The sequence below is a fragment of the Sphingomonas sp. AP4-R1 genome, assembly GCF_013113735.1.
In the GTDB taxonomy this organism is placed as follows: Bacteria; Pseudomonadota; Alphaproteobacteria; order Sphingomonadales; family Sphingomonadaceae; genus Sphingomonas_I.
Genome location: NZ_CP053346.1, coordinates 4341045 through 4359402 on the forward strand (window position 1 = coordinate 4341045; position 18358 = coordinate 4359402).

General features: G+C 68.0%; 18 protein-coding genes. 9 read left to right on the forward strand and 9 right to left on the reverse strand.

Features of this window, described 5'->3' with window-relative positions; genetic code table 11:
- Window positions 1-190 precede the first annotated feature (190 nt).
- From HL653_RS19835 to HL653_RS19845, 3 genes are all read left to right on the forward strand, one after another.
- Window positions 191-1009 carry an RNA methyltransferase gene (locus HL653_RS19835; protein ID WP_171746035.1) on the forward strand — a complete coding sequence of 273 codons (819 nt, stop codon included), beginning with the start codon at window positions 191-193 and terminating at the stop codon, window positions 1007-1009.
- Between the two features lie 135 nt (window positions 1010-1144).
- Window positions 1145-2410 (forward strand): EAL domain-containing protein, encoded by a 1266-nt coding sequence (locus HL653_RS19840; RefSeq protein WP_171746036.1) that lies wholly within the window; start codon window positions 1145-1147, stop codon window positions 2408-2410.
- Between the two features lie 129 nt (window positions 2411-2539).
- Entirely contained in the window at window positions 2540-2926 is a 387-nt protein-coding gene (locus tag HL653_RS19845; protein WP_171746037.1) for a response regulator, read from the forward strand.
- Between the two features lie 60 nt (window positions 2927-2986).
- On the opposite strand, the gene HL653_RS19850 is transcribed toward HL653_RS19845, so the two are convergent.
- Both HL653_RS19850 and HL653_RS19855 read right to left on the reverse strand, forming a co-directional pair.
- Window positions 2987-3370, reverse strand: coding sequence for a response regulator (locus tag HL653_RS19850; protein WP_171747137.1), 384 nt, complete (start codon window positions 3368-3370; stop codon window positions 2987-2989).
- A gap of 101 nt (window positions 3371-3471) precedes the next feature.
- The gene (locus tag HL653_RS19855; protein ID WP_171746038.1) at window positions 3472-4860 is read right to left on the reverse strand and encodes a HAMP domain-containing sensor histidine kinase; all 1389 of its coding nucleotides are present in this window, start codon (window positions 4858-4860) and stop codon (window positions 3472-3474) included.
- Window positions 4861-5128: 268 nt separating this feature from the next.
- Between HL653_RS19855 and HL653_RS19860 the strand changes: the two genes are divergently transcribed.
- The 5 genes from HL653_RS19860 (at window position 5129) to HL653_RS19880 (ending at window position 10753) form a co-directional block, all read left to right on the forward strand.
- A complete protein-coding gene (locus HL653_RS19860; protein WP_171746039.1) occupies window positions 5129-8350 on the forward strand; it encodes an autotransporter domain-containing protein in 3222 nt (1073 codons plus the stop codon).
- Between the two features lie 249 nt (window positions 8351-8599).
- Window positions 8600-8839 carry a hypothetical protein gene (locus HL653_RS19865; RefSeq protein ID WP_171746040.1) on the forward strand — a complete coding sequence of 80 codons (240 nt, stop codon included), beginning with the start codon at window positions 8600-8602 and terminating at the stop codon, window positions 8837-8839.
- Window positions 8840-8886: 47 nt separating this feature from the next.
- Window positions 8887-9120 carry a hypothetical protein gene (locus HL653_RS19870; RefSeq protein WP_171746041.1) on the forward strand — a complete coding sequence of 78 codons (234 nt, stop codon included), beginning with the start codon at window positions 8887-8889 and terminating at the stop codon, window positions 9118-9120.
- A 137-nt stretch (window positions 9121-9257) separates the two neighbouring features.
- Window positions 9258-10184 (forward strand): XdhC family protein, encoded by a 927-nt coding sequence (locus HL653_RS19875; RefSeq protein ID WP_171746042.1) that lies wholly within the window; start codon window positions 9258-9260, stop codon window positions 10182-10184.
- On the forward strand, window positions 10181-10753 hold the full coding sequence (locus tag HL653_RS19880) for an NTP transferase domain-containing protein (RefSeq protein ID WP_171746043.1): 573 nt from the start codon (window positions 10181-10183) through the stop codon (window positions 10751-10753). The genes HL653_RS19875 and HL653_RS19880 overlap by 4 nt, the downstream gene beginning before the upstream one ends.
- A gap of 57 nt (window positions 10754-10810) precedes the next feature.
- Here the strand turns inward: HL653_RS19880 and HL653_RS19885 are convergent, their stop codons facing one another.
- From HL653_RS19885 to HL653_RS19905, 5 genes are all read right to left on the reverse strand, one after another.
- Window positions 10811-11275 (reverse strand): RidA family protein, encoded by a 465-nt coding sequence (locus HL653_RS19885; protein ID WP_171746044.1) that lies wholly within the window; start codon window positions 11273-11275, stop codon window positions 10811-10813.
- Between the two features lie 219 nt (window positions 11276-11494).
- Window positions 11495-12550, reverse strand: coding sequence for a 5-(carboxyamino)imidazole ribonucleotide synthase (locus HL653_RS19890; RefSeq protein WP_171746045.1), 1056 nt, complete (start codon window positions 12548-12550; stop codon window positions 11495-11497).
- Window positions 12547-13002, reverse strand: a complete 456-nt coding sequence (gene purE / locus HL653_RS19895) for a 5-(carboxyamino)imidazole ribonucleotide mutase (protein ID WP_171747138.1) — start codon at window positions 13000-13002, stop codon at window positions 12547-12549. Before purE ends, HL653_RS19890 begins: the two co-directional genes overlap by 4 nt.
- Window positions 13003-13159: 157 nt before the next feature.
- Window positions 13160-13846: a 2,3-diphosphoglycerate-dependent phosphoglycerate mutase gene (gene gpmA, locus HL653_RS19900; protein ID WP_171746046.1), complete on the reverse strand. Its 687-nt coding sequence runs from the start codon at window positions 13844-13846 to the stop codon at window positions 13160-13162.
- A 59-nt stretch (window positions 13847-13905) separates the two neighbouring features.
- Window positions 13906-14286 carry a helix-turn-helix domain-containing protein gene (locus HL653_RS19905; protein ID WP_171746047.1) on the reverse strand — a complete coding sequence of 127 codons (381 nt, stop codon included), beginning with the start codon at window positions 14284-14286 and terminating at the stop codon, window positions 13906-13908.
- Between the two features lie 103 nt (window positions 14287-14389).
- Between HL653_RS19905 and HL653_RS19910 the strand changes: the two genes are divergently transcribed.
- The gene (locus tag HL653_RS19910; protein ID WP_171746048.1) at window positions 14390-15451 is read left to right on the forward strand and encodes an SDR family oxidoreductase; all 1062 of its coding nucleotides are present in this window, start codon (window positions 14390-14392) and stop codon (window positions 15449-15451) included.
- A 217-nt stretch (window positions 15452-15668) separates the two neighbouring features.
- Here HL653_RS19910 and HL653_RS19915 read toward each other — a convergent pair whose 3' ends face one another.
- Both HL653_RS19915 and HL653_RS19920 read right to left on the reverse strand, forming a co-directional pair.
- A complete protein-coding gene (locus HL653_RS19915; protein ID WP_171746049.1) occupies window positions 15669-16859 on the reverse strand; it encodes a class I SAM-dependent RNA methyltransferase in 1191 nt (396 codons plus the stop codon).
- Complete coding sequence (locus HL653_RS19920) at window positions 16856-18289, reverse strand: NAD(P)H-hydrate dehydratase (protein WP_171746050.1); 1434 nt, start codon at window positions 18287-18289, stop codon at window positions 16856-16858. The genes HL653_RS19915 and HL653_RS19920 overlap by 4 nt, the downstream gene beginning before the upstream one ends.
- Between the last annotated feature and the right edge of the window lie 69 nt (window positions 18290-18358).

The following is an 18358-nucleotide window of genomic DNA, read 5'->3' on the forward strand; positions in this document are numbered from 1 at the left end:
GTTCCCTTTCCGTTAACGAAAGGCCTGCTCCAACCCAAAAAATTGTAAAAAATCGTTTCGGATGAGATGCTTCCCACCATCCCCCGAATTTGGTCCTTTTCGGGGGAATCGTCCCGAGCGGACGCGTGAGAGCAGGTTAAGCCTTTTTGCCCGCATCGACGCTGCGTTTCCGGCCCGCTAGAGCAGCGCCATGCCGCGTGAGATCACCGCTTATTCCAACCCGCTCGTGAAGCGGATCCGCAACCTGCGCGACAAGAAGCATCGCCGCGAGGAAGGTCTGTTCCTCGCCGAGGGGCTTCGCATCCTGGCCGAGGCCGAGGAGACGGGCGTGCTGCCGCTCTGGCTGTTCTTCGCCGCGGACGGCGCCGGCCATCCGATCGTCCGCCGGCTGGTCGCCAAGGTGGAGGCGGCGGGCGGCGAAGCGATCGAGACGACGCGCGACATCCTCCACAAACTGTCCGGCAAGGAGAATCCGCAGACCGTGATCGGCGTCTATCGCCAGCCGGAAACCGGGCTGGAGCGGATCGATCGCGCCGCGTCCCCCATCTGGCTGGTCGCGCAGGCGATGCGCGATCCGGGCAATCTCGGCACGATGCTGCGGACGGGCGACGCGGTTGGCGCGGGCGGGCTGATCCTGATCGACGACACGGTCGATCCCTTTTCGGTGGAGGCCGTGCGCGCGAGCATGGGCGCGCTCTTCACGCAGCGTATCGCGCAGGCGCGCTGGCCGGAGTTCCTCGCCTGGCTGCGTTCGGGGCCGGGCCTGCTCGTGGCGACGCACCTGGAAGCCAGCGTCGATTATCGCGTGCCCGATTATTCCGCGCCCACCTTCCTGCTGATCGGCAACGAGGCGCAGGGCCTGCCCGCCGATTATGCGGCGGCGGCGGACGTGCGCGTGAAGATCCCGATGCGCGGCCGCGCGGACAGTCTGAACGCCGCCGTCGCCTGCGCGGTCATGGCCTATGAGGTCCTGGGCCGGATCGAGGGCATCCGTCCGCAAATCGGCTGATTATCGCCGATGGCGCGACGATAGGCCCATTGAGGCCGTAACGACCTGCCAAGCGCTTGAAAATCCTTCGGGAAAGATGCGGATGGGCGCCCGCCGTTAACGGTTACGAAGGATTCTTGCGGCACAGTGCGCATCATGCCGCTCTTGGCCACCTTGCCGCACGAACGCGATCGAAACGCGCTGGCGCTGTTCGAGATCGTACGATTCGAAGCCCTCAAGCGCACGGTCGGCTATGCGGCCGCCGCCAATCTGCTGATCACGCTGGCCGATCGGGTGAGCCTGTTGCCGCATTGCCGCTCCGCGCGCGGCGACCGGCATTATGTCGAGGTCAGCCTGTGCTGCCCGCCGGAGGCCGACCTCCGCGCCGTGCTGGAAGAAATGGCCTCCGCGATCAGCGGCCCGATCGATATCGATGGCTACGAATTCAATCTCGGCGTGCGGATGGGCGCGGCCGAGCGGCATGAGGGCGAGGATCAGGTCGCGCTGTTTGGCCGCGCCGAACGGGCATTGGCCCGCGCGAACGAGCGCCGCACGTCGATCATCATCGCCGCGCCCGAAGACGAATCCGCCTTCGCCAGCCGCCTCGTGCTGATGCGCGGGCTGCAGGAGGCGATCCGCGAGGATCAATTGGAGCTGCACTATCAGCCCAAGGTGATGGCGCGGTCCGGCGAGACCGCCGCGCTGGAAGCCCTGGTCCGCTGGAACCACCCGACCGAGGGCATGATCCCGCCCGATCGCTTCATCGGCCTGGCCGAGGAAACCGGCGACATCAACAAGCTCACCGAATGGGTGATCCGCCGCGCGATCTCCGATCAGGGGCGCCTGCTGGAGATGGGCCACAAACTGCCCATCGACGTGAACATTTCCGGCGTGATGATCGCGGATCCCGATTTCGCCTGGGATACGCTGATGCTGTTCACCGCCGTGAAGGGCGAGATCGGCTTCGAGATCACCGAGACGGCGATGATCGCCGATCCGGCCCGCGCGCTGGAAAATCTCCGCACGATCGCGGATGCCGGCATCAAGCTCGCCATCGACGATTATGGCTCGGGCTTCTCCTCGCTCGCTTATCTGCAGCAATTGCCGGTCAGCGAACTGAAGATCGACAAGATCTTCATCTCGCGCCTCGCCAGCGGCCAGCGCGATCCCCTGCTCGTCCGCTCGACGATCGAGCTCGCCCATGCGCTGGAGATGAAGGTCACCGCCGAAGGCGTGGACTCGCCCGAGGCGCTGGCGCTGCTGCAGGTGATGGGCTGCGACATGCTGCAGGGCTTCTATCTGTCCCGCCCGCTGCCCTTCGATCGCCTCGTCTCCTATCTGGAAACGGAGAGCGCGCGCACGCAGGAGCAGCTCGCCAATCCCCATCGCGGGCTGCGCGCGCGGCTGGCTCGCGCGAATTAGTAGATAACCGCCATTTAATCGTTTCGCGCAACGAACCATCAAATCTTCGGGGCCAAAGCGGAGGCGACAGGGGTCGCCGTCCAAGACGGCGCGTTTGTACGCGCCCACTGGCTTCTGAGGCATAAAGCGATGCGGATCCTTTACGTCGAAGACGATGCGATGAACCGGCGGGTGGTGCGCGACATGTTCGCCAGCCTGGGCATGGACCTCGACGAGGCGCCGGACGTGGCCACCGGCCTCAGGATGGTGGACGCGGAGCATTTCGATGCGATCGTCACCGATCTGATGATGCCGGAAGCGGACGGGCTGGACCTGATCGGCGCGATCCGCAGGCGCGCCGATCTGGGCGCCTCGGTGCCGATCCTCGTTCTCACCGCCGACACCTCCGATGTCGCGCGCGAAAATTGCCTGCGCGGCGGCGCGAACGACGTGATGACCAAGCCGGTCGGCCTCGCCACCCTGGTCGAGCGGCTCGGTCGCGCCATCGCCGCCTCGGACAGCGCGACGTTCAGCTGAATTGAATCCGGGAAAAGGGCGATCCGGCCGGGATCGCCCCGTGCAGTCAGATCATCGCAGTCAGATCATCAGGTCGCCATTGGCGGCCAGCGTATCGCCCAGCGCATCGAACAGGGCCTCCATCGCCACCGGCTTGCCCAGCACCTCGTTGGCGCCATGCGCGAGACAATCGGCGCGCAGATCGAAGCGCGTATCGGCGGTGATGACGATGATCGGGGTTCTGGCCTTGTCGTCGGGCCGGGCGCGGATGTGCCGGACGGCGGTGAGCCCGTCCATGCCCGGCATCCGCAAGTCCATCAGGATCGCGTCAAACCGGTCGATCTCGATCATCTGCAGGCCGGTTTCGGCATCGGCGGCTTCTTCCATCATGACGCCGACGATCGTGAGCATGTCCTTCACGACCCGCCGGTTCATCGCATCGTCTTCGACGAAGAGCACACGCATACGCATATCCCACCAACCCCTGTGATCGGTAGGCCGTTAGGGTAAAGAAACGATTACCCATCAGCGGGCGTCGATCGGCGGGAAGAAAGCGCCCTGCGCGGTCAGGCCGGCTCGCGGAATTTCAGCCCGAGCCGGGCGACGATATCCTTCACCGCGACGGGCTTGGCGACAAGGGCCCCCACGTCCAGCGCGGCCAGATCCTCCGCCGTCAATCCCGACGAGGGGGTGTAGAGCAGCATCAGGAACAGCCCGGCCGCCCGCGCGCAGGCCGTGACCTGGCCGATCGCGATCAGCGGATCGGGATCCTCCAGGAAAGGATCGGCGTGGAACAGCACCCGCCCGATCCCGCCGCCGGCGATGCAGGCGCACGCCGCCTCCGCGCTGTCCACGAACCGCACCGTCATGCCCTGATCCTCCAGCGCCTTGGCGATGATGCGCTGGACGAGCGGATTCAGCCCGACGACAAGCACCCCGCTCGCCTCCGCCCCGGTGTCCGGCGTTCCCTTTGCCGCGATCCGCATGTCCGTCTCGATCGGGGCTTCCATTGTCCGCATCGGCATGTCGATGCGGAAGGCGGAACCCCGCCCCTCCGTGCTTTGCACCGAGATGGATCCCCCCATCGCGGTCGCCAGCTGCCGGCAGATGGCCAGGCCGAGCCCCGTTCCGCCGATCTCGCGCGCCGGTTCGCCCCCAACGCGGTGGAAGCGCTCGAAGATCGCGGCCTGCTCGTCGACGGGAATGCCGATGCCCGTGTCGGTCACGACAATGACGAGCCGGTCCTCCTCCATCCGCGCCGAAAGCCCGACCGATCCGGTCGGCGTATATTTCACCGCGTTGGAAAGAAGATTGAACAGGATCTGCCGGAGCCGCGCCTCATCTCCCAGCAGGCAGGCGGGCAGCGGCGCCACGTCGATCGCATAGCCCAGCCCCTTCGTCTCGGCGGGCGTACGCCAGAAGCGCACAGCCTCGTCGATCAGATGCGCGGGATCGAACGGAGCGAGCCCGATTTCGGGGCTGCCATTTTCGATCCGCGCCCGATCGAGAATCTCGTCGACCAGCGCGCGCATCGTCTCGCCCGCGCCGTGCAGGATCTCGATCCGCTCCTTCACCTCGGCCCCGATCCGGTGATCGGCCAGCATCACCTGCGTCATGCCGAGAATGCCGTTCAGCGGCGTCCGTATCTCGTGGCTGCTCGTCGCCAGCAATTCGCTCCGCGCGCGCAGCGCCGCGGCCAGCCGCGCATTGCTCTCGCTCAGGCGCTGGTTGGTACGATGCGCCTCGGCGTAACGGCGACGGAGCGAGACGATCGTGCCGGTCAGCGCCAGCAGCAGAGCGCATCCCGCCACCAGCGCCGCGGTGAGAAGCAGCAGCTGGAGACGCGCCTCCGAACCCGGCGACACGCGATCGGCAGCGATCGTTCCGGCCCGCACGGCCGGAGCGATGATGCCCGATAAGAACGACGTCGCAATCGCGAGAATGACGGAACGCAAACTGGAGGCTCCTTTGGCCAATTGCCTACGGGATCAGGGCTAACGGGACGCTAAAGGCCCGGCCCGAAATACGGGGGAAAATGCCGCCTGGTTTCGATACCGAACCAAAACCGATCGAATGCGACATGTGGAAACACAGCTGACCGAATATTACGGCACCGTAATCCGGCGGCCACAAGCGCGTCTTGCGGCCATTCTCGCAAAGTCTGCGAAACATTCACGCAAAGCGCTCACGGCACCCAGCCCGTCTTCCAAGACGAGGATCTTCATGCGCCGTCTGCCCGCGCCGACCTGCCTGCTCCGCATCGCCATCGCTCCGATGGCGATCGCCTTCACTCTGGCGCCCGCGCGCGCCGACACCACCCTCTCGACGACGACCAGCACCAACCAGCAGACCTCGACCGTCAATGCCGGCGCGGCCGACAATATCATTGTCTCCTCCACCGGCAGCATCACGCCTGCAGCGGGCACCGCGATCACGATCGACAGCAACAATACGGTGAACAATGCGGGCTCGATCACGGCATCGGGCATCGATGGCGTGATCGGCATCGGCGGCGGGGGGGGCTTCGGCTCCGCGATCGTCAACAGCGGCACGATCACGATCGACGAGACCTATACGGCCACCGACACCAATTCGGACGGCGTGGTGGATGGGGCGTTCGCGGAAGGATCGTCGCGCTTCGGCATCTATCTCTCGGGATCGGGCGCCTTCACCGGCACGATCAACACCAGCGGCGCGATCACGATCAAGGGCAATGATTCCGGCGGTCTCGTCAGCACCGTGCCGATCGTGGGCAGCGTGACGAGTACGTCGGCGATCACCGTCACGGGTGATCGCGGCGTCGGCATCCGGCTGGGCGACGTGAGCGGCAACGTCGCAATCGCGGGCGCGGTGAGCGCGACGGGCCAGAATTCGGTCGGCGTGGCGCTGACGGGGGATATTGGCGGCCAGCTGGTCGTCCACAATTCGATCATCGCGACGGGCTACAGCTCCACCAGCCTGCCCAGCTCCACCACCGATTTGGGCGCGGACAATCTGCTGCAGGGTGGATCGGCGCTGACGATCGGCGGCAACGTGGCGGGCGGCGTCCTGATCGCCACCGCCACCAGCTCGACCGACACGACGCTGGACGTCGACGGCGACGGCATCGCCGACACCAGCGAAAGCACGGGCGCGATCACCAGCGTGGGATCGGCTCCGGCCCTGGTGATCGGGTCCGCCTCGCGCGATGTCGCCCTCGGCCTGATCTCCAGCCGCACCGTGGGCCTCGCGATCGACGGCACGGTGACGGGCACGGGCGTCTATGCCGGGTTCGACGCCACCGGGCTCCAGATCGGCGGTCTGGGCGGGGCGGTGACCATTGCGGGCGGCATCACCGTCGGCGGCAGCGTCACCGGCGCCACCAATGGCGCCAACGCCACCGGCATCCTGTTCGGCAGCGGCGCCTCCACCCCCTCGCTCACCATCAGCGGCTCGGTCGCCGCGAATGACACGACGACGGCGGCCGGCAATGCGCGCGCGATCGCGATCGCAGCGGGCGCCTCGCTGCCGACGATCGCCAATGCGGGCACGATCTCGTCCATCGTCGCGGTCGGCACGGGCAACGCCACCGCGATCCTCGATTCCTCGGGCACGCTGACGTCGGTGTCCAATACCGGCACCATCACCGCCTCGGACGTGGCCGGCACGGCACGCGCGATCGACGTGTCGGCCAACACCAGCGGCTTCAGCTACACCCAGTCACTCGCCAGCTCGACATCCTCCGCACCCTCGCTCGCCGGCGCGATCGTGACCGGCTCCGGCAACGACACGATCACGGCCAGCGCGGGCACGATCAAGTCGAATGCGTCGCTGGGCGAAGGCACCAATCAGGTGGCGCTGAGCGGCACCGCCGCATGGACGGGCAATCTCACCTTCGGCAGCGGCGCGGACAGCCTGACGCTCAGCGATACGGCCAGCTTCACCGGCAATGTCGATTTCGGCAGTGGCGCGGATACGCTCGCCATCAGTGGCACCGGCGTCTTCACCGGCAACATCCTGGACGCGACCGGCCACACGGCGGTGAGCATCACCGGCGGCAGCCTCCTGCTCCCCTCCGCCACCACCTCCTCGATCGGAAGCCTCGCGATCAACGGCGGCACGCTGGGCGTCGTGGTCGATCCCGCGACCGGCGCGCACGGCCTGCTGAACGTCGTCGGCGCCACGACCGTGACGGGGCCCTCCACGATTAAGGTCACGCTCACGTCGCTCGGCCTCGGCACCGGCAGCTTCACCGTGCTGCAGAGCGGATCGCTGTCGGGCAGCAGCAATTTCGGCCTGTCGCTCACCGCTTTGCCCTACCTCCTGACGGGATCTCTGGTCGGCAATGACGCGGCCGGAACCGTCACCGTCAATCTGGCGCGCAAGACGGCGGCCGATCTGGGCCTCCGCAAATCGGAAGTGGGCGCTTACGATGCCGTCTTCACGGCGATCACCGGCGACAGCCAGCTGACCAATGTGTTCCTGAACTCCACCGATCAGGCCTCCACGCTGCGGCGCTATCGCGAAATGCTGCCCGATCATGCCGGCGGTCTGTTCGATGCGCTGAACGGCGGCGCCCGCCTGGTGGCGCCGGGCGCGACGGCGGTTCCGTGGAAGGATATCGGGCCCTTCAGCATGTGGGTGCAGGAAGGCCAGTGGAACAACCACCAGAATGCGCGGGACACGTCGGGATATCGGTCCACCGGCTTCGGTCTGTCCGTCGGCGCCGATGTGGATACGGGCGGCTTCGGGCGCGTCGGCCTGTCGCTCGGCTATCTGTTCGCCGACGTGAACAACAGCGGCGGCGCCAGCGAGGTGACCGCGAACGACTTCCAGATCGGCACCTACTGGAATGCCGATCTGGGCGGCCTCCACGTCGATGCCAATGCCTCGTTCGGCGGAGTCTCCGCCTCCAGCACGCGCTCGATCGAGAGCCTCTCGGCCATCAACACCCTGCTCTACACCAGCAAGTCGGACTGGACCGGCACGATGGTGACGGGCGGCGGCAAGGTGAGCTGGGAGGGGCATCTCGGCAATTTCTACCTGCGCCCGACCGCGGCGATCAGTTACGCCCGCCTGCACGAACAGGGGCATGACGAGAAGGACGGCGGCATCTTCGATCTCTCGATCGACTCGCGCAACAGCGACGAGCTGGCCGCCACCGGCAAGATCGCGATCGGCCTCAAGATCGGCAAGCAGCAGAATGAGGATTCGGTCGTTGGCCGCATCGAACTGGAAGGCGGGCGGCGCGAGATCCTGGCCGGCTCCATCGGCGCCACCACCGCGCGCTTCACCGGCGGCAACGACTTCACCGTGCTGCCCGAGGATCGCACCAGCGGCTATCTCGGCGGCGTGAACGCCTCGGTCGGCTCCTCCACCTTCCGCTTCGTGGCCGGGCTGAATGCCGAGCAGCGCGAGGGCTATCGCTCGCTGTCCGGCCAGGTGGGGCTGCGCGGCGCTTTCTGAGGTCCTGTTTGAGAGTGCGCCTTCCGGCGCGCTCCGGCACTGGCCCGCAGCCCACCCGACCTCCCAATCAGTTTATTCTGCGGGAGGTCGGGTGGGGGTGTGGGTCGGTGCCGCATCAGAATGCGCTCTTCCGCGCATGTCGCAAACCCACTCCCCTTTTCCCCTCCCGGTTTGCCACCGCCGATCGCGGTGTTAGGCTGCCGCAAAACGGGAGGGGATGCCTGCACGGGCCCGGAAGGGAGTGCAGTCGTGCCGATCGACATCGACGACAATCTGGTGAACGCCGCCATCATCGAATTCCACGCGGCGAAGGATCACGGCAAGACCGATCCCCAGGCATGGGCGGCGGCCGTCTCCCGCGTGCGGCATGACGTGCTGACGCTGGCCTCGCTCACCTGCGAGCGAGTGGCCGAGGGTCTCGCTCGCGGCAGCGAGGACGATGCGGAAACGGCGCGCACCTGCGCCGCCGCCATCCGCGCACTCTATTGATCCCGCACTCCAACGAATTGTTAGGCGAAGCGATGCTAGATTTCGGCATGACGTTCATGGATCAGATCCGCACCGCGCAGGCGAAATGGATCGCGGACGGCTTCGAAGCCGCCGGGATGCAGGGCCTCACCGATGCGCGCAGCCTGCTCGCGCAGGCGATCACCGATCAGAACGAGACGTTGATCCGGATCTATTCCGAGACCTGCCTGCTGCTGCTCGAGGCCCAGCGCAATCAGGCCGCACAGTGGATGGCACTGCTCTCCCCCGATCGCGAACGATAAACGAGAAGAACGAGCAGCCGATCTTCGAGCGCCCGTACTCCTGCGGACGCAGGAGCACGGGGGCGGTGATGCCGCCGATTTCCATTCTCCATGACCATAGGCTGGCAGGACGTCCTACCGGCCCCTAGATCAGCGTCATGAGCGATATCGAGCCGATCCTGCAGTCCGCCCGCCTGTGGCGGGGCGCGCCGATGGCGCTGGCGACCGTCATCTCCACCTGGGGCTCGGCGCCCCGCCCGCGCGGCAGCCACATGCTGGTCCATGCCGACGGCCGGCTGGAGGGCTCCGTTTCGGGCGGCTGCATCGAAAACGAGGTGCTGGCGCTCGCGGCCGACGTGATCGGCGGCGCCCCCGCTTTGCGCCGCACCTATGGCGTGTCGGACGGCATGGCGTGGGAGGTCGGCCTGCCCTGCGGCGGATCGATCGAGGTGCTGGTGCAGCCGGTGTCGGACGCGGGCTTCCCGCCGGCGCTGTTCGAGACGATCGCGGCAGCGCGCGAGACAGGCGAGGCCATCGGCATCGCGACCGATCTGGAGAGCGGCCGCAGCCGCCTGTCCGAAAACGCGGACGACGCGCTCTTCCTCAATCTTTACACGCCGCCGCGCCGCCTGTTCATCATCGGCGCGGTCCAGATCGCGCAGGCGCTCGCGGGCATCGCGCAGACGATCGGCATCCGCCCGGTCGTGATCGATCCCCGCGCGCGCTTCCTCACCGAGGAGCGCTTTCCCGGCATCGAACTGGACGATCGCTGGCCGGACGAGGCGCTCGCCGCCCACCGCCCGGACAAAGCGAGCGCGGTCGTCACGCTCAGCCACGATCCCAAGATCGACGATCCCGCTCTGATCGCCGCGCTCGCCGCGCCCACCGGCTATGTCGCCGCTTTGGGGTCACGCCGCAGCCACGCCGCCCGGCGCGAACGCATGGCCACGGCAGGCCTCGACGAGGCGACGATCGATCGCATCGAGGGACCGGCCGGCATCGACATCAACGCCCTCGGCGCCGCCGAGATCGCGCTGTCGGTGGCGGCGGGGATGGTCAAGGCGCTCGGCCGCCCGAAGGCATGAGGATCGCGGGCGTCCTGCTCGCCGCCGGCCGCTCGACGCGCTTCGGCGCCGACGACAAATTGGCGGCGATGCTGGGCGGCCGCCCCCTGCTCCACCACGCCGCCGATGCGATGCGCGCAGCCCCGCTCGCTTCGCGGTTCCTTGTCCGCAGCGGAGCGGTTGACGGCCTCGACGGCTTCGCGACGGTCGCCATCCCCCAGGGCGCCGAGATGAGCCGCTCGCTCGCCGCCGGTATCGCGGCGGCGCGCGCGGCGGGCGCGGATGCCGCGCTCGTGGCGTTGGGCGATATGCCGTTCGTGCCGGCCGCTCACCTCGCCACGCTCATCGCCGCCTGCGAGGGACCCGGCGCTCTGCTTGCGTCAGGCGACGCCACGCGTCGCGCCCCGCCCGCTCTGTTCGGATCGGACTGGTTCGCGGATCTGGAAGCCGCCACCGGCGACGCCGGCGCCCGCTCCCTTCTTACCCGCGCGACCTTGCTTCCCCTGCCCCCGGAGGCATTGCGCGATATCGATACGGTCGATGATCTGCGTGTGGCAGAACGGGACAAGGGAAACCCGAAACCCCGTTAGGGGGCCAGTCCTGTGATTGATCTCCAATCCGGCGCATTCAAGAATGGCTCACGCCCCTCACTTCTTCCGAACGGCGATCCCCATCACCTCGAAATGCGCACCCGCCAGCAGATTGCCCGCGCCGATGAAGGCGCGCGCCGGCATCGGCCCGTCGAAATAGGTGACATAGACTTTGTTGAAGGTCGGGAAGTCGGCGAGGTCCTTGGCGAAGATCTGCACCTGCACCAGCTCGTTCATCGTATAGCCCGCCGCAGCCAGCGTCGATTTCAGCGCCTCCAGCACGATCTTCGCGCCTTCCTCCGGCGTCGCCGGCGGCTTGCCCGTCGCCGGATCGACATCGATCATGCCCGAAATATAGAGCGTGTCCTTCACCTCGACCGCCGCGCTGAACGGCGGCTGCGGCACGCCCGGCAGCGACTGGCGCGGCGGCAGATAGCGCCGCGCGGGCTCGGCAGGCCCGGCGGCCTGTGCGGCTCCGGCAAGGATCGTGGCAGCGAAAAAAGCAGTTACGGTACGGCGCATCGGATCACCCCTGTTCCTGGCCGTCGCCGGCCGCTGCCAAGCCTATCGATACTGGATCTTATCGAACGCTGTTCTCATTCTGTCATGCTGAACTCGTTTCAGCATCCATCCTGTCGCTTGCACTCGGCGCGACGGTCCGGTCATGGCCCCTGAAACGAGTTCAGGGTGACGGACTCCGCCGGACGGACCGCGCCCGCAAATCCAGACTCCCGATCCGGCCTAAAGAAAAACCTTCGTCACATGCCCCATCTTCCGGTCGGGCCGCTGGCCGCTCTTGCCATAGAGGTGGAGATGGTTGGTCGGGTCGGCGAGGATGGTCGGCCACTGCTCGGCATCCGCGCCCAGCAGGTTCCGCATCTCCACGCGCTGCCCCACCAGCGCGGTCGATCCCAGCGGCAGGCCGCAGATCGCGCGGATATGGTTCTCGAACTGCGAGGTCACCGCGCCCTCGATCGTCCAGTGGCCCGAATTGTGGACGCGCGGCGCCATCTCGTTGAACACCGGCCCCTCGCTGGTGGCGAAGAATTCACACGCCAGCACGCCGACATAGCCCAGCGCCTCCGCGATCCGCTCGGCCAGCGCCCCAGCCTCGGCCGCCTGCTCCAGCACGAGCCCGCTCGACGGCGCGATCGAGAGATCGAGGATACCGTCGCGATGCTGGTTCTCCACCGCATCCCAGCGCACCACGTTGCCGTCCATGCCCCGGCACAGGATGATCGAGAATTCCTGATCGAAGCGGACCATGCCTTCCAGCACGGCCGGCTTCTGCCCGATCGAAAGCCAAGCAGCCGAGGCGCGCGCCGGATCCTCGATCCGTGCCTGCCCCTTGCCGTCATAGCCGAAGCGGCGCGTCTTCAGGATCGCGGGCGCGCCCAGATCGCGCAGGGCCGCGCGCAGATCGTCGAGGCTGTCCACCTTGACGAACGGCGCGGGCCGTCCGCCCAACTGCGCCACGAAGGTCTTCTCGGTCAGCCGATCCTGCGCCACTTCCAGCGCCTGCGCGGGCGGAAACACGCAATTGTGCGCGGGCAAGGCCGCCACGTCGACATTCTCGAATTCGTAGGTGACGACATCCACCTGCGACGCGAACGAGGCCACGGCCGCGCTGTCGTCATAATTGCTGTGCGTCCAGCGCGCCGCCACTTCGGTGGCGGGGCCGCTCATGCCGGGTGCGAAGATGTGCGTGCGATAGCCGAGATTGGCCGCCGCGATCGCCAGCATCCGCCCGAGCTGGCCGCCACCCATGATGCCGATCGTGCCGCCGGGGGGAATCATTCCGGCGCTTCGTCCACGGAGGCGGTCTGCTGCGCACGCCAGTCGGCCAGACGCCCGGCCAGCCCTTCGTCCGACAGCGCGAGGATCGAGGCCGCGAGCAGCCCCGCATTGATCGCGCCGGCCTTGCCGATCGCCAGCGTGCCGACGGGCACGCCGCCCGGCATCTGCACGATCGAAAGCAGGCTATCCATGCCCTTGAGCGCCTTGGATTCCACCGGCACGCCCAGCACGGGAAGCGCCGTCATCGAGGCCGCCATGCCCGGCAGATGCGCGGCGCCGCCCGCGCCCGCGATCACCACCTTCAGTCCGCGTCCCGCAGCCCCCGTGGCATAGTCCACCAGGCGCTGCGGCGTGCGATGCGCGGAGACGACCTTCGCCTCATGCGCGACGCCCAGTGTCTCGAGCGTCTCGGCCGCATGGCGCATCGTCTCCCAATCGGAGCGGCTGCCCATGATGATGCCGACGAGGGGTTGGGTCACTTACTTACGTCCTTCGACACTAAAGCACCGATCGTGCTGAGCGAATCGAGGCACGGGCTGCAGGCGGTTGAGTCCGGAGCCCGTCCTTCGACCGGGCTCAGGACGAACGGGGAGAGGAACGGATCGTCCCTCACCGCTCGCTCAGATAATAACGATCGGTCGCGTTCAGCGCCTCGTCCAGCTCATAGACGATCGGCTGGCCGGTCGGGATTTCCAGCCCGGTGATCTCGTCGTCCGAAATGTGCGAGAGGTGCTTCACCAGCGCGCGCAGCGAATTACCGTGCGCCGAGATCACCACGCGCTTGCCCGCCTTCAGGTCCGGCGCGATCACGCCGTCCCAATAAGGCAGCACGCGCGCGATCGTGTCCTTCAGGCTTTCCGTGTTCGGGATCGGGATGCCCGCATAGCGGCGGTCGGCCGCCAGATCGAATTCGCCGCCCGGCTCCAGCACGGGCGGGGGAATGTCGAACGAGCGGCGCCAGATCTTCACCTGATCGTCGCCATGCCTGGCCGCCGTCTCCGCCTTGTTGAGGCCGGTCAGCCCGCCATAATGGCGCTCGTTCAGCCGCCAGTCCTTCACCACCGGCAGCCACAAACGGCCCATCGCCTCCAAAGCGAGGTTCAGCGTCTTGATCGCGCGCGTCTGAAGGCTGGTATAGCAGATGTCGAAATCGAGGCCCTTGGCCGCCATCAGCTCGCCCGCCGCCTTGGCCTCGGCGATGCCCTGCTCGGTCAGGTTCACGTCCCACCAGCCGGTGAAACGGTTTTCCAGATTCCAGGCGGATTGCCCGTGGCGGATCAGCACGAGTGTCGGCAAGGCATTACCCCTTCAGCGTTGCGGCCTTTTAGCCGGGGATGCGCGGCGGGCAAGGCACATCAGCCACGCCGCGACGTGGGACGCCTTCCCAGCAGGTCGAGCGCATCCGCATTGGCGCGGCCCCACGCATAGAGCAGCTCCAGCGGCTCGACGAAGCGGCGCCCCAGCGGCGTCAGGCGATATTCCACGGCCGGCGGCATCACGCTCTGCACCTCGCGTACGATCAGCCCCGTCTCCTCCATCTCGCGCAACGTCTGGATGAACATCTTCTTGGAGATGCCGGGCAGGCTCCGCTGCAGCGCGCCGGTGCGCGCCGCGCCTTCGTGGCGCGCGTCCAGCACATGGAGGATCATGCTCGTCCATTTGGTGGCGAACAGCTCCAGCACGCGGCGCGGCGCGCAATCCTCGCGCCAGTCCTCGTCCGCCGTTCCGGGATTCATGGGTGGTAACCTCCAGGTGACTGGTCGCCCTCTTGGTGCCGTCTAGGCGCCCGCCCGAGCGATGCCTAGCTGGCGTGCGGGACAACGTGAAGAAAGGAAGATCATGGCCGGCACGGCATTGGTGGTGGGCGCGAGCGGTATCGTCGGCAGCGCGACGGCGGAATTGCTGAATGCGGAGGGCTGGACGGTCCACGGCCTCGCCCGCCGCCCCACGGTGCAGCCGGGCGTGAACCCCATCGCCGCCGATTTGCTCGACCCCGCCGCCACGCGGGAGGCGCTCAAGGATCTGAACCCCGACGCCGTCTTCATCACCACCTGGCTTCGGCAAGACAATGAGGCGGAGAATATCCGCGTCAATTCGGCGATGGTGCGCCATCTGCTGGATGCGCTGCCCAAGCCCACCGGCCCGCGCCACGTCGCGCTGGTGACGGGCCTGAAGCATTATCTCGGGCCGTTCGAGGCTTACGGCAAAGGCACGCTTCCCCAGACGCCGTTCCGCGAGGAACAGGGTCGGCTCGACGTCGACAATTTCTATTATGCGCAGGAGGATGAGGTGTTCGCCGCCGCCGCGCGCGACGGCTTCAGCTGGAGCGTCCACCGCCCGCATACCGTGATCGGCAAGGCCGTGGGCAATGCGATGAACATGGGCACGACGCTCGCCGCTTATGCCACGCTCTGCCGCGAGACGGGCCGGCCCTTCACCTTCCCCGGCTCGGCCGCCCAGTGGGAAGGGCTCACCGACATGACCGACGCGCGCCTGCTCGCCCGCCATCTGCTGTGGGCCGCCACCACGCCCGCGGCGCGCAACGAGGCGTTCAACGTCGTCAATGGCGACATCTTCCGCTGGAGCTGGATGTGGCGCCGCATCGCCGAATGGTTCGGCGTCGAGCGCGCGCCGTTCGACGTGATCGTCCGCCCGCTGGAGCAGCAGATGGCGGAGGACGCCCCCATCTGGCGCCGCATCGCCGAGCGCGAGGGTCTGGCCGAACCCGATCTCGCCCGCCTGGCCTCGCCCTGGCACACCGACGCCGATCTCGGCCGCCCGATCGAGGTGGTCACCGACATGTCGAAGAGCCGCCGCATGGGCTTCACCGCCTATCAGGCGACCGACGACGCCTTCTTCGACCTCTTCACCCAGCTCCGCGCGGACCGGCTGATTCCGTAGGTATCGTCGCCGCCAGCCCCTTCTTGGAAGGACTGGGGATGGGGATCAGCTGCGCCTCTTCACCCCATTCGTCATTCCCGCGAAAGCGGGAATCCATGGACCGCGACGCCCTCGCCGGAACGGATAAACAGCTGCGTGTGGAGTCCATGGATTCCCGCCTTCGCGGGAATGACGAAGCCAAAAAGATGGACCCCGCACGCGCTTTTGACCCGAACCATCACCGCACCAGCGCGGCCACCAACTCCACATGCGTCGACCAGCGGAACTGGCCGATCGGGCGCACCCACTCCAGCCGCCAGCCCCCGGCCGCCAGCGTCGCCACATCGCGCGCGAAGGTGGCCGGGTTGCACGACACATAAGCCAGCCGCGACACGTCCGCCGTCGCCAGCTCCGCCACCTGCTCCTTCGCGCCCGCGCGCGGCGGATCGAGCACCACCGCGTCGAAGCGCGACACTTCCTTGGTCGTATAGGGCCGGCGGAACAGGTCGCGATGATCGGCCACCACCGCGCGCCCCGCCCGCGCCGCCGCGCTCTTCAGCGCCAGCATGGGATCGCGCGCGCCCTCGCCGGCCAGCACCTTCGCCCCCGCCGACAGCGGCAGCGCGAACGTGCCCAGCCCCGCGAACAGATCCGCCACCGTCGCGGCATCGCCCACGATCTCCAGCACGCTTTCCACCAGAGCCGCCTCGCCGTCGGGCGTCGCCTGCAGGAAGGCGTTGTGCGGCAGCGGCACGGCCACGCCGCCCAACGTCACCGTCGCCGCATCGGGCTCCCAGCGGGATTGCGGGCCATAGCCGTCGTCCAGCGCCAGCCGGGCGAGGCCATGCGCCTGCGCGAAGTCGGTGATCGCCTCGCTCGCCTGCAGCCCGTCCGCCGTCACGCCCGAGAGCAGCACGTCGATCCCCTGATCGGCGCGCGTCAGGCGGATCTCCGCGCTTTTCTTGCGATCCAGCATCGTGCCGAGCAGTGCGCGCAGCGGCGCCACCAAAGCGAAGAGATCGGGCGCCAGCACATGGCATTCGGCCAGATCGACGATGCGGTGGCTCGCCTCTTCGTTGAAGCCCAGCACCACGCGATGCCCGATCCGCTCGGCGCGGAGCGCGGCGCGGCGGCGCGTGCGCGGCGGCGAGAGATGCGGCGCGCGGATCTCGGGCAACGCCAGCCCCTGCGCACGCAGCGCCCCCGCCACGCGATCGACGAGGAAGTCCGCGAAGGTTTCGTCATCCACATGCTGCAGCTGGCAGCCGCCGCACTTCGGATAATGGCGGCAGGGCGGCGTCGCATGATGCGGGCCGGGCGTGATCGTCCCATCCTCCGCCACCCCGTCGCCGGGGGCCGTCAGCGCCACGAAGCGGCCGTCGTCGGTCGCGCCGTCGCCGCGCGCGGCCAGTCTCGTCACAATGCTCATGCCTTGGCCACAGCGCGCTTCAAACTCCACAAAAGATCGTCGGCGATCATCGCCGGGCCCGCCAGCTCCGCCGCGCGGGCATGCAGCCAGATCGCCGCCCCTACCGCTTCCAGCGGATCGAAGCCATGCCACGCCGCCTGCGCCAGCATCGCGCCGCACACGCCCGCCAGCACATCGCCCGTCCCCGCCGTCGCCAGCCACGGCGACGCGACCGGCCCCACCAGCGCGCGGCCGTCCGGCGCGGCGACGATCGACGTGGCGCCCTTCAGCAGCACCAGCGCACCGCTCTCGGCCGCCGCCTTGCGCGCCGCCGCCAGAGGGTCCTCCCCCACCGGCCCGAAAAGCCGCTCGAACTCGCCAGCATGGGGCGTGAGCAGACGGATCGCCGCTGGGTTCCCGCGTTCGCGGGAATGACGAAGGGGTGAGGAATCGTCATTCCCGCGAACGCGGGAACCCAGTTTTCCCTTATCCTGCGCCAGCAATCCCAATGCCCCGGCATCCAGCACCAGCGGTTTGCCCGTCACCAGCGCCACCTCCAGCCGCGCCCGGCTCGCAGAATCCGCCGCCAGCCCCGGCCCGATCACGATCGCGCCGATGCGTTTGTCCGCCAGCACCTCGGGATCCCAAGCCCGCCGCACCAGCGACAAAGGCGTGCCGAACGGCAGATCGTCCCCCGTCACCTCGACATAGCCCGCGCCCGCGCGCTGCGCTGCCTCGGCCGCGAGGAAGGCCGCACCTTGCATCGCGCCCGCCACGACCACGACCTTGCCGCGCGTATATTTGTTGCTGGTCGCATCCGGCGCCCGCAACGCCGGAGCCCCGATCCGCGCGAGCCTCGCCGCCTCGGGCAAAGGCAGGCCGAGTTCGACCACCTCCGCCCGTCCGCACAGCCCCGCGCCCGGCATCAGCGCATGCACCGGCTTGAGTGCGCCCAACGCCACCGTCAGCGCCGCCGCCTTGGTCCGCCCACGCGCGGCGCCGCTATCCGTCTCGATCCCGCTCGGCTGATCGACCGCGACCACCACCTCCGCCGCATCCAGCCACGCCGTCAGCGCCGGATCCAGCGCGCGCGATCCGATCCCGAACAAGGCATCCACCACCAGAGGCGCAGGGGCGGCGGGCATCGCCTCCACCGGCCCCGCCCAGAGCGCGCGCATCGCCTTCGCCTGATCCGTCACCGGATCGGCCAGCGCCGCCACACGCACCGGCCAGCCCCGCTCGGCCAGCAGCCGCGCGACGACATAGCCGTCCCCGCCATTATTGCCCGGCCCGCAGGCGACCAGCACCGCCTGCTCCGGGAATGCGGCGCAGATCGCATCCGCCACGCCTTTGCCCGCACGCTCCATCAGCGCGACAGGCGCGATGCCGCGATCGAACAGCATCTGTTCGGCGGCGCGCGTTTCCGCGGCGGTCAGAATGGGTTCGGCCATCGCCGCGCCCTAGAGCGCGCGCACCCACATCTCAATTCCGTTCGTGCTGAGCCTGTCGAAGCACCGCCC

Excerpts from the sequence above, each read along its gene's own strand:
- HL653_RS19835 (WP_171746035.1), top strand. The coding sequence starts at position 191 with ATGCCGCGTGAGATCACCGCTTATTCCAACCCGCTCGTGAAGCGGATC.
- HL653_RS19840 (WP_171746036.1), top strand. The coding sequence starts at position 1,145 with ATGCCGCTCTTGGCCACCTTGCCGCACGAACGCGATCGAAACGCGCTG.
- HL653_RS19845 (WP_171746037.1), top strand. The coding sequence starts at position 2,540 with ATGCGGATCCTTTACGTCGAAGACGATGCGATGAACCGGCGGGTGGTG.
- HL653_RS19850 (WP_171747137.1), bottom strand. The coding sequence starts at position 3,370 with ATGCGTGTGCTCTTCGTCGAAGACGATGCGATGAACCGGCGGGTCGTG.
- HL653_RS19860 (WP_171746039.1), top strand. The coding sequence starts at position 5,129 with ATGCGCCGTCTGCCCGCGCCGACCTGCCTGCTCCGCATCGCCATCGCT.
- HL653_RS19870 (WP_171746041.1), top strand. The coding sequence starts at position 8,887 with ATGACGTTCATGGATCAGATCCGCACCGCGCAGGCGAAATGGATCGCG.
- HL653_RS19875 (WP_171746042.1), top strand. The coding sequence starts at position 9,258 with ATGAGCGATATCGAGCCGATCCTGCAGTCCGCCCGCCTGTGGCGGGGC.
- HL653_RS19880 (WP_171746043.1), top strand. The coding sequence starts at position 10,181 with ATGAGGATCGCGGGCGTCCTGCTCGCCGCCGGCCGCTCGACGCGCTTC.
- HL653_RS19885 (WP_171746044.1), bottom strand. The coding sequence starts at position 11,275 with ATGCGCCGTACCGTAACTGCTTTTTTCGCTGCCACGATCCTTGCCGGA.
- HL653_RS19890 (WP_171746045.1), bottom strand. The coding sequence starts at position 12,550 with ATGATTCCCCCCGGCGGCACGATCGGCATCATGGGTGGCGGCCAGCTC.
- purE (WP_171747138.1), bottom strand. The coding sequence starts at position 13,002 with ATGGGCAGCCGCTCCGATTGGGAGACGATGCGCCATGCGGCCGAGACG.
- HL653_RS19905 (WP_171746047.1), bottom strand. The coding sequence starts at position 14,286 with ATGAATCCCGGAACGGCGGACGAGGACTGGCGCGAGGATTGCGCGCCG.
- HL653_RS19910 (WP_171746048.1), top strand. The coding sequence starts at position 14,390 with ATGGCCGGCACGGCATTGGTGGTGGGCGCGAGCGGTATCGTCGGCAGC.
- HL653_RS19915 (WP_171746049.1), bottom strand. The coding sequence starts at position 16,859 with ATGAGCATTGTGACGAGACTGGCCGCGCGCGGCGACGGCGCGACCGAC.
- HL653_RS19920 (WP_171746050.1), bottom strand. The coding sequence starts at position 18,289 with ATGGCCGAACCCATTCTGACCGCCGCGGAAACGCGCGCCGCCGAACAG.